Origin of the sequence: Streptomyces sp. NBC_00080, assembly GCF_045041255.1 — a bacterium.
Classification (GTDB): Bacteria; Actinomycetota; Actinomycetes; order Streptomycetales; family Streptomycetaceae; genus Streptomyces; species Streptomyces coriariae.
In genome coordinates this window covers 8,447,561-8,460,791 of sequence record NZ_CP108235.1, presented here as the reverse complement: position 1 = coordinate 8,460,791, position 13,231 = coordinate 8,447,561, and the positions used below count along the sequence as shown (strand labels likewise).

The following is a 13,231-nucleotide window of genomic DNA, read 5'->3' as shown; positions in this document are numbered from 1 at the left end:
ACGGGCGAAGGGGGAGTCGGCTCAGCCGTCGAGTCGCACGACCCGTACGGCGCCCGCCGGGACCGCGAGGCGGCCGGCGGCTCGTTCGCCCGTCAGCAGTTCGGTGCCGGAGGTCTCCATCGGCACCTTGGCGTCGGTGGTGGTGTGGTTGATCGCGAAGAGGTAGCTGCCCGTCTCGCCGGAGCGGCGCACGACCTCCACGTCGTGCGGCAGGTCGGCGCGCGGGGCGATCGCCGCGTCCTCGGCGGCCCGGCCGAGCAGCGTGTCCAGGCCCTCGTGGCCGAGGCGGGTGGAGACGTACCAGGCGGTGCCCTCGCCCAGCCGGTGCCGGGTGACGGCGGGGTGGCCGGCGGTGAGGCCGTCGGCGTAGGTCCAGACGGTCTCGGCGTCGCGCGGCACCACGAACTCCGTCCACACGTCGCCGGCGAGCTCGCTGCCGTCGGGGCCGGTCAGGCGCACGCTCCCGCCCTGGAGCAGCGGCGAGAACTCCTCGACGGTCAGGCCCAGTACGTCGCGGAGCGCGCCGGGGTAGGCGCCCTCGTGGACGGCGTCGTGCTCGTCGACGATGCCGGAGAAGTACGACACGACCAGGGTGCCGCCGTTCGCGACGTACTCCCTGAGGTTGTTCCCGGCCGCCTCCGTCATCAGGTACAGGGCGGGCACCACGACCAGCGGGTACCGGGACAGCTCGGCCTCGGGGTGGGCGAAGTCGACGGTGAGGTGGCGGTCGTAGAGGGCCTCGTAGAAGGCGTCGGCGCGTTCGCGCGGGTCGGCGTCCTCGCTGGGCCGCCAGTCGAGGTTCTGCGCCCACCAGGAGTGCCAGTCCCACAGGACCGCCACGTCGGCCTCGGTGCGGGTGCCACGGATCGCGCCGAGCGAGTCGAGGGAGGCGCCGAGTTCGACGACCTCGCGCCAGACGCGGGTGTCGGTGCCGCCGTGCGGGACCATCGCCGAGTGGAACTTCTCGGCGCCGCGCCGGGACTGCCGCCACTGGAAGAACATCGCGCCCTCGGAACCGCGGGCCACGTGGCCGAGGGAGTTGCGGGCCATCTGGCCGGGGGCTTTGGCGGGGTTGCGCGGCTGCCAGTTGACGCCCGAGGTGGAGTGCTCCAGGAGGATCCAGGGGGCGCCGGCGGCGACGGAGCGGGTGAGGTCGGCGGCCATCGCGAGGTTGACGTGGGTGCGGCGGCCGTCGGTGATCAGGTAGTGGTCGTTGGTGACGATGTCGACCTCACGGCCCCAGGCCCAGTAGTCGACCGAGTCGCACTGGCTGAGGGCGGTCATGAAGTTGGTCGTCACCGGGACGCCGGGCGCGAGCCGGTGCAGGATGTCCCGCTCCATGACGAAGTTCTCGCGCATGGTGGCGTCGGCGAACCGCTTGTAGTCCAGTGCCTGCCCCGGGTTGCCGACGGTCGGGGTGGCGCGCGGCGGGTTGACGTCCTCGAAGCTCGCGTAGCGCTGGCCCCAGAAGGCGGTGCCCCAGGCCTTGTTGACCGCCTCGACCGTGCCGTACGTCGTCTCCAGCCAGCGGCGGAAGTGGGCGGCGCAGGAGTCGCAGTAGCAGGCGGAGACGGGCACGCCGTACTCGTTGTGCACGTGCCACATCGCCAGCGCCGGGTGGTCTGCGTAGCGCTCGGCGAGGCGGGTGGTGATGTTCGCCGCGGCGGCGCGGTAGTCCGCGTTGCTGTGACATATCGCGGCCCGCGAGCCGAACTCGTAGCGCACGCCCTCGGGGGTCACGGGCAGCGCGTCGGGATGGTCGCGGTAGAACCAGACCGGCGGCGCCACGGTGGGGGTGCCCAGGTCGACGCGGATGCCGTTGTCGTGCAGCAGGCCGATGACGCGGTCCAGCCAGCCGAAATCGTACTCCCCGGGTGACGGCTCCAGCAGGGCCCAGGAGAAGATCCCGACGCTCACCATGGTGACGCCGGCCTCGCGCATCAGCCGGACGTCGTCCTGCCAGACGCTTTCCGGCCACTGCTCGGGGTTGTAGTCCCCACCGAAGGCGAGCCTGGTGAGGCCCTTGGGGCTGGTCTCCGGCATGGATCTCTCCCGTTTAATCGATCATTTGGGAACGTGCACACACTGAGGCGGCGTTCGGATCCCAACATAACCGCACAGCAACAACCATTGACAAGTGTCCGGGATGTTTCTCTACTGTGAACGCTCACAGACAGCAGAGCAGCTTCTCGCGACGGGCGGGGAGCCCGCTCATGCGATCGCATGGCAGGTTTTCGCACCGGGCGAGAACCCAGGTCAGGGGAGAGATCCATGCCCAACACGAAGCGCCGGCGGCTCTTTGCCAGAGGTGCGGCTGCCACCATCGCCGTCGCCCTCGGCGCCACCGCACTCACCGCCTGCGGCTCGTCCGACGAGGACAGCGCCGAGTCCGGTCCGGTCTCGCTCACGTACTGGACGTGGACGCCCGGCATGGACAAGGTCGTGGACCTGTGGAACAAGGGCCAGGGCAAGAAGGACCAGATCACCGTCACGGTGAAGAAGCAGGCGTCCGGCGACACGCTGGTCACCAAGATCCTCACCGCGCACAAGGCCGGCAAGGCCCCCGACCTGGTCCAGGCCGAGTACCAGGCGCTGCCGACGCTGGTCAGCAATGACGCGCTGGCGGACATAGCGAAGAACGTCGGCGACGCGAAAGCCAAGTTCGCCGACGGTGTCTGGCAGCAGACGACGCTGGGCACGGACGCCGTCTACGCGGTGCCGCAGGACATCGGCCCGATGATGTTCTACTACCGCGCGGACCTGTTCAAGAAGTACGGGCTGACGGTCCCGACGACCTGGGAGCAGTTCGCGGCGACCGCCCGGACGCTCAAGGAGAAGGCTCCGGACACGGACCTCACCACCTTCTCCGCCAACGACTCCGGCCTCTTCGCGGGCCTCGCCCAGCAGGCCGGCGCCAAGTGGTGGACCACCTCCGGCGACAAGTGGAAGGTCGGCATCGACGACGCGGCCACCAAGAAGGTCGCCGACTTCTGGGGCGGCCTCGTCAAGGAGGGCGCCATCGACAACCAGCCGATGTACACGCCGGCCTGGAACAAGGCGCTCAACACCGGCAAGCAGATCGCCTGGGTCTCCGCCGTGTGGGCCCCGGGCACCCTGACCACCGCCGCGCCCGACACCAAGGGCAAGTGGGCCATGGCCCCGCTCCCCCAGTGGTCGAACAGCGAGAACGTCACCGGCAGCTGGGGCGGATCCTCCACCGCCGTGACGACGGACTCGAAGCACAAGGAGGCCGCCGCCGAGTTCGCCGCCTGGCTGAACACCGACGGCGACGCCCTCAACGCGCTGGCCAAGGAGAGCGGCATCTACCCGGCCTCCACCTCCGCCCAGCTCAGCGGCGCCTTCACCACCCCGCCGGACTACTTCTCGAACCAGGCGGACTTCTACACCACGGCCGCCAAGATCGCGAAGACCACGGCACCTTCGGCCTGGGGCCCGAACGTGAACGTCGCCTACACCACCTTCAAGGACGCGTTCGGCGCCGCCGCGAAGAACAAGTCGGACTTCTCCGCCGCCCTGGCCAAGATGCAGGCGGACACGGTCGCCGACCTCAAGAAGCAGGGCTTCGAGGTCTCCGAGTGACCATCGCACGCCGGAGGTCGTACGGGGTCAAGGGGGCCCCGTACGCCTTCCTTGTCCCGGCGACGATCCTCTTCGCCCTGTTCTTCGCGCTGCCCATCGGGTACGCGGTGTGGCTCAGCTTCCGCAAGGTGCACGTCTCCGGCCTCGGGCTGGGCTCGGGTGCGCGCAAGGAGGTGTGGGCCGGCCTCGAGAACTACACCGACGCCCTCACCGACAGCGAACTGCTCGACGGCGCGCTGCGCGTCCTCGGTTACGGCTGCATCGTCGTCCCGGTGATGCTGGGCCTGGCGCTGCTGTTCGCGCTGATGCTCGACTCCGACAAGGTGCGGCTCGCGCCGTTCACCCGGCTCGCGATCTTCCTGCCGTACGCCATCCCCGGCGTGGTGGCGGCGCTGCTGTGGGGCTTCCTGTACCTGCCCGACGTCAGCCCGTTCTACTTCGTTCTGGAGAAGCTGGGCATGCCGCAGCCGGACCTGCTGGACGGCGGTCCGCTGTACCTCGCCCTGTCGAACATCGCGGTCTGGGGCGGCACCGGCTTCAACATGATCGTCATCTACACCTCGTTGCAGGCCATCCCGGCCGAGGTGTACGAGGCGGCGAAGCTGGACGGCGCCACCCCGACGCAGATCGCGCTGCGGATCAAGATCCCGATGGTGGCGCCCTCGCTGGTGCTGACCTTCTTCTTCTCGATCATCGCCACCCTCCAGGTGTTCAACGAGCCGACCACCCTCAAGCCGCTCACCAACTCCGTGTCCACGACCTGGAGCCCCTTGATGAAGGTGTACCGGGACGCGTTCGGCACGGGCGACATCTACCTGGCGGCCGCCGAGGCCGTGATCATCGCTTTCGCCACGCTGGTGCTGTCCTTCGGCTTCCTGCGGGCCGCGAACCGCCGTACCAAGCGGGACGCCAGTCATGGAGGGGCACGATGAGTTCACTTGCCGTTCGGAAGGCCCCCTCCGCGGCCGGTGCCACCGGCGCGTCGCACAACCGTCCGCCGCTGCGCGGCCGGATCGCGCTGGTCCCGACGATCGGGCTGCTGCTGGGCGCCCTGTACTGCCTGCTGCCGGTGGCCTGGGTGGTGATCGCGTCCACCAAGTCCGGCAGCGAGCTGTTCTCCACGTTCACCTTCCTGCCGGGCAGCGGTTTCACCGACAACCTGCACGACCTCAACGCCTACCGCGACGGCATCTACTGGCAGTGGATGGCCAACTCCGCCCTGTACGCCGTGCTCGGCGCGCTGCTGTCCACGTGCGTGTCGGCGTTCAGCGGCTACGCGCTGGCGACGTACCGCTTCCGGGGCCGCGAGACGCTGTTCAACGTCCTGCTCGCGGGCGTGCTGATGCCGCCGATCATCCTCGCCATCCCCCAGTACCTGCTGATGGCGAAGGCGGACCTGACGGACTCCTACTGGTCCGTGCTGCTGCCGCAGGTCCTCTCCCCGTACGGCGTCTACCTCGCGCGCATCTACGCGGCCGCGGCCGTGCCGAGCGACGTGGTGGAGGCCGGCCGGATGGACGGGGCGAGCGAGTGGCGGATCTTCACCAGGGTCGCGCTGCCGATGATGGTGCCCGGCATGGTGACGGTGTTCCTGTTCCAGTTCGTGGCGATCTGGAACAACTTCCTGCTGCCGTACATCATGCTCAGCGACGACGAGAAGTTCCCGCTCACCCTAGGTCTGTTCACGCTCCTCGAACAGGGCGCCAACACCCCGGCGCTCTACACGCTGGTGATCACCGGCGCGTTCCTCGCGGTGATCCCGCTGGTGGCGCTGTTCCTGGTCATTCAGCGGTTCTGGAGCCTGGACCTGCTGTCCGGAGCCGTAAAGTCATGACCATGAACAATGGTGCGGGGGGCCGGCGCAGACCGCCGACCATCCACGACGTGGCGCGGGAGGCCGGAGTCTCGCGGGGCACGGTCTCGCGGGTGCTCAACGGTGGACACTACGTCAGCCCTTCCGCGGCCGAGGCGGTCAACGCCGCGATCCGCAGAACGGGTTACGTCGTGAACCGGCACGCCCGTTCCCTGATCACCGGCCGTTCCGACTCGGTGGGCTTCCTGCTGACCGAGCCCCAGGAACGGTTCTTCGAGGACCCCAACTTCAATGTCCTGCTGCGCGGCTGCACGCAGGCGCTGGCCGCGCACGACATCCCCCTCCTGCTGATGCTGGCCGGGACCGAGGACGAGCGGCGGCGCATCACGCGGTACATCACCGCCGGGCATGTCGACGGGGTGCTGCTGGTCTCCAGCCACTCCGGGGACCCGATCGCCACGGAGCTGCGCGAGGCGGGCGTCCCGCTGGTCGCGTGCGGCAAGCCGATCGGGATCGGGTCCAAGGTGAGCTACGTGGCCGCCGACGACCGGGACGGCGCCCGGGACATGGTGCGCCATCTGCTGGCGCAGGGCCGTCGGCGGGTCGGCGTGGTCACCGGCCCGCTGGACACCCCCGGTGGTGTGGAGCGGCTCGCGGGCTACCGGGAGGTGCTCGCCGAGGCGGGTGTCGACTACGACGAGCGGATCGTCGTCTCCGGCGACTACAGCCGGGCCAGCGGTGAGGCGGGCGCCGAGCGGCTGCTGGCGCAGGCACCGGACCTCGACGCGGTCTTCGTCGCGTCCGACCTGATGGCACAGGGCGTGCTGACGGCGCTGCACCGGGCGGGACGGCGGGTGCCCGAGGACGTCGCGGTCGGCGGCTTCGACGACTCCCCGGCGGCGACCGCGGCCAGCCCCTCCCTCACCACCATCCGTCAGCCCTGGGACCGGATCAGCAACGAGATGGTCCGGGTGCTGCTCGCCCAGATAGGGGGCGAGGACCCGGCGGCGGTGATCCTGCCGACGGAGCTGGTCAAGCGCGAGTCGACGTAGCGGACCGGGCGGCGCGCGCCGAACCGGTCAGGATCGGAGAAGCCGTCAGCCGCTCCCCGGCCTAGCGTGAGCAGTGCGGGAACACGGACCCGTTCCCGCCTACCGCACGCACCGAGGAGAACGCCATGGGCGCCGGCATGCAGACGATCATCTACCCCGTCAAGGACCTTGCCCGGGCGAAGGCCCTGTTCAGCGCGCTGCTGGACGTCGAGCCGTACGCCGACGAGCCCTACTACGTCGGTTTCAAGGCCGCGGGGCAGGACGTCGGGCTGGACCCGAACGGACACGCCAAGGGCATGACCGGGCCGGTTCCGTACTGGCACGTCACCGACCTGCGCGAGCGGCTCGCGGCGCTGGTCGCGGCGGGGGCGGAGCTGCTCCAGGACGCGCAGGACGTCGGCGGCGGCAGGCTGATCGCCTTCGTGAAGGACGCGGACGGCAACCTGGTGGGGCTGCTCCAGGACCCGGCCGCCTGAGACGCCCGAAGCGCCGGAAGAACCGCTTGCACCCGCACTAGTTGCACACTCAATGAACTGCCGTTTCGGTGTTACCGTGCACATATGGCAGCGAAGACGGCCGGGGCGGGCCTCGAAGAGCGATGGCGGGACATCCTGTCGGTGCACGCGCGCACGATGTGCGAGATCGATCGCGCGCTGCACCCGCACGGTCTCGGGGCGAGCGACTTCGAAGTGCTCGACATCCTCGCCTCCGAGGCACCCCGGGAGGGCGACCAGTGCCGGGTGCAGAACCTGGTCGGGCGGGTGCACCTCAGCCAGAGCGCGCTGTCCCGGCTCATCGGCCGCCTGGAGAAGGAGGGCCTGGTGGAGCGTTCCGTCTGCGTGGAGGACCGGCGCGGGGTGTGGGTCGCCCTCACCCGTAAGGGCCGCGACCTGCACACCGACGTACTGCCGCTCCAGCGGGCGGTGCTGGGGCGGATGCTGGCTGAGTCCTAGGCCTTCCCGGCTCCCCCGGTGCGCGGGGGAGCCCGATGCGGGGAGGCGCCCGTGGGTCAGCGGGCCAGCAGCGTGCGGACCCCCTCCGAGGTGAGCGTCAGGGGATGGTCTCCGGCCGCGTCGATCGACAGGGACAGCTCACCGGTCGGCCACTGAGCGGCGAGCGCGCCGAGCGGCACGAGTCGGTAGCGGGCGATCTCGGGCAGCAGGTCCACCATCTCCGGTTCGGAGGTGAACACCGGCACGACGGGCGCGCCACCTGGCTGTTCGAGGACGGGCAGCGCGACCGTTGCCGGGTTGGTGACGTCCTCGTCGATGGCGTCGTCGGGCACGGGCACGAGGACGTCGCAGTGCGCGAGCGTGTCCAGTGCGGCGGTGTCCTCGGTGTCCCGGGCCAGCGCGTCCAGCGCCAGCGCGGCGGGGTTGTTGATGCGGTCGTGCGCGGGTGTCTCCATGACGGTCTCCCCTGGTAGCGGTGGTTTGGCCACGCGTACCCGACCGGCAGACGCTCAATCACCCGTCGGCCGCCGGGGAGCCGACCGCCACATGCCCGGCACACATCCGGACGATCCGCGCGATCCGTGTGACTGGCGACCCGGGACCCGCCGGGAACGGCCTTCCCCGGCCCGCCCGAAACGGGTTCCCCCGGCCGGCCCGGCGACACTCGGACGTCGACGTCGGCGAAGGCCCCCGGCTACGGCAGGTCCTGGGAGGGGTGCCGGCGGGCCGACTCGTTCTCCTGCGCCATCCGCCTGAGGGCCATCAGCGCGGGCTCCAGCAGGACGGTCAGCAGCAGCGCGCGCTCGGCGGTCTCCAACGGGTCGGTGAGGCCGTCGAGCTGGTCGAGATCGAGGGTGGCCGTGCGCTCGGCGAGCCGCGCGTACGGCAACAGGGTGCGCCGGTCCAGCGGGACGCCGAGGGAGCGCAGCGAGGACAGGGTCTCGGCGAGGGCGGCCCGGGCGGGCGCCGACTCGTGCACGTCCCAGCCCAACTCCTCGACCAGCGCGGCCACTTCGGCAGCCTCCGGGGTTTCCTCGGCGGGCTCGTCGTCCACCCGGAGCGAACCCAGGGCGAGGCCGAGCAGGCGGTGGGTGTCGCCGGTGTGCTCCGCGAGGGCGTCCAGCACCTCGCGGGTGATGCTGACCGACAGCCCCCGGACGCCGGTCAGGGCGCGGATCAGGCGGAGCCGACGCAGGTGCTGGTCGTCGTACTCGGCCTGGGTCGCCGCCGTCTGCCGGCCGGGCTGGAGCAGGCCCTCGCGGAGGTAGTACTTGATCGTCGTCACGGAGACGCCGCTGTGGCGGCTCAGCTCGGAGATGCGCATGCGGTTCGGCTCCGGTTCCTGCGGTTCGGTTTCGGTCCGGCACTGCCCTTGAAAACTGGATACCTCTACTGTCTAACATAGATAGTGAAGGTATCCAATATTCCTTCGCCTCATCGGAGAGAAGGCGACAGCCATGCCCACCCTGCGCTGGACCACCGTCAGCACCCCCGCTCCGGACACCGAGGCATTCGTCATGGCATCCCGGTTCGAGGTGCGCTCGCTCAAGGACGTGCCGCGCTTCTTCGCCCAGTCCCTCAAAGCCTGGAAGCAGGTCTCCGGCGCGCCCGGCGCCTACGGGGCCGCACTGATCGCCCAGCCTCTGAAGCGCACCTTCTGGACCCTGTCGGCCTGGGAGGACCAGGCCGCGCTGTACACCTACGCGCGGACCGAACCGCACAGGTCGATCATGCAAGGGCTGCGGCCCACGACGAAGGGCTCGGTCTTCACGTTCTGGGAGGTACCGGCGGCCGACCTGCCCGTCGACTGGACGGACGCCCGGCGGCGGCTCGCCGATCAGGAGCGGGCCGGCGGCTGAAAACCCTCCCCGCACAGCCTTCCGTCACGGGGTGCACAGCTGAGCGCGGGCCCGCTTGAATGATCGAATGACCGGAGGGTTAGCATATGAGCGCCACCTAGCTCGAAAGATAGGCCCGTGACGCTCAACGACGATTCGTTCACCAACTGGAAGAACCGCGAGGAGATCGCGGAGTCGATGATCCCGATGATCGGGAAGCTGCACCGCGAGCGGGACGTGACCGTCCTGCTGCACAGCCGCTCCCTGGTGAACAAGTCGGTGGTCAGCATCCTCAAGACCCACCGGTTCGCCCGCCAGATCGCGGGCGAGGAGCTCTCGGTCACCGAGACGCTTCCGTTCCTCGAGGCCCTCACGGCGCTCGATCTCGGCCCCTCGCAGATCGACCTCGGTATGCTCGCCGCGACCTACCGGGCCGACGACCGCGGCCTGTCGGTGGCGGAGTTCACCGCGGAGGCCGTGGCCGGCGCCACCGGCGCGAACAAGATCGACCGGCGCGAGCCGCGCGATGTCGTCCTGTACGGCTTCGGCCGCATCGGCCGGCTCGTCGCCCGTCTGCTCATCGAGAAGTCCGGCTCCGGCAACGGCCTGCGACTGCGCGCCATCGTGGTGCGCGGCGGCGGCGAGCAGGACCTCGTCAAGCGCGCGTCCCTGCTGCGCCGCGACTCGGTGCACGGCCAGTTCCAGGGCACCATCACGGTCGACGAGGCCAACAGCAGGATCATCGCCAACGGCAACGAGATCACGGTGATCTACGCCGACGACCCGAGCCAGGTCGACTACACGGCGTACGGCGTCCGCAACGCCATCCTCATCGACAACACCGGCAAGTGGCGCGACCGCGAGGGCCTCGCCAAGCACCTGCGACCGGGCATCGACAAGGTCGTGCTGACCGCGCCGGGCAAGGGCGATGTGCCGAACATCGTGCATGGCGTCAACCACGACACCATCAAGCCGGACGAGCAGATCCTGTCCTGCGCCTCCTGCACCACCAACGCGATCGTCCCGCCGCTGAAGGCGATGGCCGACGAGTACGGTGTGCTGCGCGGCCACGTGGAGACCGTCCACTCGTTCACCAACGACCAGAACCTGCTGGACAACTACCACAAGGCCGACCGTCGCGGCCGTTCGGCGCCGCTGAACATGGTCATCACCGAGACCGGCGCCGCCTCCGCGGTCGCCAAGGCGCTGCCCGACCTCAAGGCGCCGATCACCGGCAGCTCGATCCGGGTGCCGGTGCCGGACGTCTCGATCGCGATCCTCAGCCTGCGGCTCGGCCGGGAGACGACCCGCGAGGAGGTCCTCGATCACCTCCGTGAGGTGTCACTGACCTCGCCGCTCAAGCGCCAGATCGACTTCACCACGGCGCCGGACGCGGTCTCGATGGACTTCATCGGCTCGCGCCACTCCTCGATCATCGACGCCGGCGCCACCAAGGTCGACGGCGACAACGCGATCCTCTACCTCTGGTACGACAACGAGTTCGGCTACTCCTGCCAGGTCGTCCGTGTCGTCCAGCACGTCTCCGGGGTGGAGTACCCGACGTACCCGGCGACGGGCGTCTGAGACCGACCGCGCGGAGTAGGAGTGGGGCGCCCTGGGCCGAGGGCGCCCCACTCCCGTGTGTCAGGCCGACGTCTCCGGGCGGTCGGCCTCGGCCCAGTGGGTGTGGAAAGCCCCGGGACGGTCGGTGCGCTGGTAGGTGTGGGCACCGAAGTAGTCGCGCTGGCCCTGGAGAAGGGCGGCGGGCAGGCGCTCCGCGCGCAGGGTGTCGTAGTGGGCGAGCGCGGCCGAGAAGGCGGGCACGGGAATGCCACGACGGGCGGCGGAGGCCACCGTCTCCCGCCAGGGCACCTGCGCGTCCGTGATCTCCATGGCGAACTCCATCTCGCCGAGCAGGCTGACCAGGTCCGGGTCGGCGGCGTACGCGGCGCGGATGCGGTCGAGGAACGAGGCGCGGATGATGCAGCCACCGCGCCAGATCCGGGCGACCGCACCCAGGTCGATCTTCCAGCCGAACTCGCCGGCCGCGTCCTGGATCATCTTCCAGCCCTGGTCGTAGGCGATGACCTTCGAGGCGTACAGGGCGTGCTCGACCTGCGAGGTGAAGCGGGTGGCCTCGGTGCGGCTGAGCGGGGGTGTGGTGCCCCCGGGGAGGCCGGCGTAGGCGGCGCGCAGTGCGCTCTGCCCGGAGGCGGCGCGCGCGAAGGTGGCCTGGGCGATAGCGGTGACCGGGGAGCCCAGGTCCAGGGCCGTCTGCACGGTCCAACGGCCGGTGCCCTTCTGACCGGCGGCGTCGGCGACGATGTCGACGAAGGCCAGGCCGGTGGTGGCGTCGGTGTGGCCGAGGACGTCGGCGGTGATCTCGATCAGGTAGGAGCCGAGCCGGCCCTCGTTCCAGGTGCGGAAGATGTCGGCGATCTCCGCCGGGGTGTAGCCGGCGACCTGGCGCAGCAGGTCGTACGCCTCGGCGATGAGCTGCATGTCGGCGTACTCGATGCCGTTGTGCACCATCTTGACGAAGTGCCCGGCGCCGTCGGTGCCGATGTGCGTGGCGCAGGGCTCGCCGCCGACCTTCGCGCTGATGGACTCGAACATCGGGCCGAGGACGTCGTACGACTCGGTCGAGCCGCCGACCATGACGGCCGGCCCGTTCAGCGCGCCCTCCTCGCCACCGGAGACGCCGGCGCCGACGAAGTGGAGACCACGCGCGCGCAGGGCCTCCTCGCGGCGGCGGGTGTCGGCGTAGTGGGCGTTGCCACCGTCGATGATCATGTCGCCGGGCTCCAGGAGCGGGGCGAACTCGTCGATGACCGCGTCGGTGACCGCGCCCGCCTGCACCATGATCATCAGCCGGCGGGGCCGCTCGAGCGCGGCCACGAAGTCCGCGGCCGACTCGGCGGGGACGAAGGCACCCTCGTGGCCGAACTCCTCGACGAGCGCGCGGGTGCGACCGGCGGAACGGTTGTGGACGGCGACGGTGTAGCCGTTGCGGGCGAAGTTGCGCGCGAGGTTGCGGCCCATCACGCCGAGGCCGGTGACGCCGATGGCGGCGGTTGCGTTCACGAGGTACGTCCCTAGGATCGGTGGCGTGGTCGGAGGGGCGGGCGGCCCCCCGGTACCCCCAGGTACGGACCGTCGGCCGGTTCTTCTCGATCCGTCGGCGATTCCTTGCGACGATCAGCGATTCCGTGACCCGGTCGAGCCGCCGGGACCGGCGGGAGCGACCGGGTCGCCCGACCCGCTACCGGCGACGCCAGGGCAGCCCCGCGGGGTCGGCCTCGGCGTTCTCGGCCCGCACCAGAGCCGCGCTGATGGCCTCGCCGATGTCCGCGAACTGGCGCACCTGTTCGGGGGTGAGGACGTCGAACACCGCCCGGCGGACGGCCTCCACATGCCCCGGGGCGACCTCCTCCAGCAGCGACCTGCCCTGTTCGGTGAGGAAGGCGAGCTGGCCCCGGCCGTCGGCGGGGTCCTCCCGGCGGTCCACGAGACCGACCTCGCGCAGTCGGTTCACCGCGTGCGTGAGCCGGCTGCGGGTGATCTTCAGCCGCTGCGCCAGCTCGGACATGCCGAGGGTGCCGTCCGGGGCCGCGGAGAGGTAGGCGAGCACGCTGTAGTCGGCGTGTGTCATACCCGCGTCGCGTCGCAGCTGCCGGTTGAGGTGGTCGGCGAGCAGGGTGGAGAAGTCGATGTAGGCCAGCCAGGCTCGTCGTTCGTCGGCGCTGAGCCAGCGGGGCGTCGTGGACATGGGCACACCCTACGGGGTGGGCCCGTCCCCGCCCGGAGAGCCGGAACGCCAGGACCGCCAGGACCGGCAGGACCGGCAGGACCGCCAGGACCGGCAGGACGAACCGGATAGGCAGGGCGAACCGAATAGGCCGGACCGCTTCGTCGGACTGCGCCGAACGCGACGCGGTGGCCGATCTTCGGCCGACCCCTTCCGGTACGAAACGC

The 13,231-nt window shown here is 70.3% G+C and carries 13 protein-coding genes; 8 read left to right on the top strand and 5 right to left on the bottom strand.

Translation table 11 applies throughout. The features are described from left to right. Window positions 1–21: 21 nt before the first annotated feature. Window positions 22–2,043, bottom strand: coding sequence for a beta-galactosidase (locus tag OHU34_RS37790; RefSeq protein WP_142268884.1), 2,022 nt, complete (start codon window positions 2,041–2,043; stop codon window positions 22–24). Window positions 2,044–2,271: 228 nt separating this feature from the next. Between OHU34_RS37790 and OHU34_RS37785 the strand changes: the two genes are divergently transcribed. The 6 genes from OHU34_RS37785 to OHU34_RS37760 all read left to right on the top strand — a co-directional run bounded on the left by OHU34_RS37785 (window position 2,272) and on the right by OHU34_RS37760 (window position 7,418). Continuing rightward, window positions 2,272–3,600 carry an ABC transporter substrate-binding protein gene (locus OHU34_RS37785; protein WP_405770629.1) on the top strand — a complete coding sequence of 443 codons (1,329 nt, stop codon included), beginning with the start codon at window positions 2,272–2,274 and terminating at the stop codon, window positions 3,598–3,600. Further along, window positions 3,597–4,532, top strand: a complete 936-nt coding sequence (locus OHU34_RS37780) for a carbohydrate ABC transporter permease (protein WP_142268886.1) — start codon at window positions 3,597–3,599, stop codon at window positions 4,530–4,532. The genes OHU34_RS37785 and OHU34_RS37780 overlap by 4 nt, the downstream gene beginning before the upstream one ends. Further along, window positions 4,529–5,434, top strand: coding sequence for a carbohydrate ABC transporter permease (locus OHU34_RS37775; protein ID WP_020126048.1), 906 nt, complete (start codon window positions 4,529–4,531; stop codon window positions 5,432–5,434). The genes OHU34_RS37780 and OHU34_RS37775 overlap by 4 nt, the downstream gene beginning before the upstream one ends. Further along, window positions 5,431–6,465 (top strand): LacI family DNA-binding transcriptional regulator, encoded by a 1,035-nt coding sequence (locus OHU34_RS37770; RefSeq protein WP_054240731.1) that lies wholly within the window; start codon window positions 5,431–5,433, stop codon window positions 6,463–6,465. The genes OHU34_RS37775 and OHU34_RS37770 overlap by 4 nt, the downstream gene beginning before the upstream one ends. A gap of 125 nt (window positions 6,466–6,590) precedes the next feature. Continuing rightward, on the top strand, window positions 6,591–6,941 hold the full coding sequence (locus OHU34_RS37765) for a VOC family protein (RefSeq protein ID WP_142268887.1): 351 nt from the start codon (window positions 6,591–6,593) through the stop codon (window positions 6,939–6,941). Window positions 6,942–7,025: 84 nt separating this feature from the next. Continuing rightward, window positions 7,026–7,418, top strand: coding sequence for a MarR family winged helix-turn-helix transcriptional regulator (locus tag OHU34_RS37760; RefSeq protein WP_405770623.1), 393 nt, complete (start codon window positions 7,026–7,028; stop codon window positions 7,416–7,418). 56 nt (window positions 7,419–7,474) lie between these two features. Here the strand turns inward: OHU34_RS37760 and OHU34_RS37755 are convergent, their stop codons facing one another. Together OHU34_RS37755 and OHU34_RS37750 are read right to left on the bottom strand one after the other, a co-directional pair. Further along, the gene (locus OHU34_RS37755) at window positions 7,475–7,873 is read right to left on the bottom strand and encodes an SseB family protein (RefSeq protein ID WP_142268889.1); all 399 of its coding nucleotides are present in this window, start codon (window positions 7,871–7,873) and stop codon (window positions 7,475–7,477) included. Between the two features lie 239 nt (window positions 7,874–8,112). Next, window positions 8,113–8,742, bottom strand: coding sequence for a MerR family transcriptional regulator (locus tag OHU34_RS37750; RefSeq protein ID WP_405770619.1), 630 nt, complete (start codon window positions 8,740–8,742; stop codon window positions 8,113–8,115). A gap of 133 nt (window positions 8,743–8,875) precedes the next feature. Between OHU34_RS37750 and OHU34_RS37745 the strand changes: the two genes are divergently transcribed. Next, complete coding sequence (locus OHU34_RS37745; RefSeq protein WP_230197006.1) at window positions 8,876–9,277, top strand: DUF3291 domain-containing protein; 402 nt, start codon at window positions 8,876–8,878, stop codon at window positions 9,275–9,277. 117 nt (window positions 9,278–9,394) lie between these two features. Beyond that, window positions 9,395–10,840 carry a glyceraldehyde-3-phosphate dehydrogenase gene (locus OHU34_RS37740; protein WP_020126040.1) on the top strand — a complete coding sequence of 482 codons (1,446 nt, stop codon included), beginning with the start codon at window positions 9,395–9,397 and terminating at the stop codon, window positions 10,838–10,840. 60 nt (window positions 10,841–10,900) lie between these two features. Here OHU34_RS37740 and gndA read toward each other — a convergent pair whose 3' ends face one another. Further along, on the bottom strand, window positions 10,901–12,340 hold the full coding sequence (gndA, locus tag OHU34_RS37735; protein WP_142268892.1) for an NADP-dependent phosphogluconate dehydrogenase: 1,440 nt from the start codon (window positions 12,338–12,340) through the stop codon (window positions 10,901–10,903). A gap of 178 nt (window positions 12,341–12,518) precedes the next feature. Further along, window positions 12,519–13,025 (bottom strand): MarR family winged helix-turn-helix transcriptional regulator, encoded by a 507-nt coding sequence (locus OHU34_RS37730; protein ID WP_142268893.1) that lies wholly within the window; start codon window positions 13,023–13,025, stop codon window positions 12,519–12,521. Window positions 13,026–13,231 lie beyond the last annotated feature (206 nt).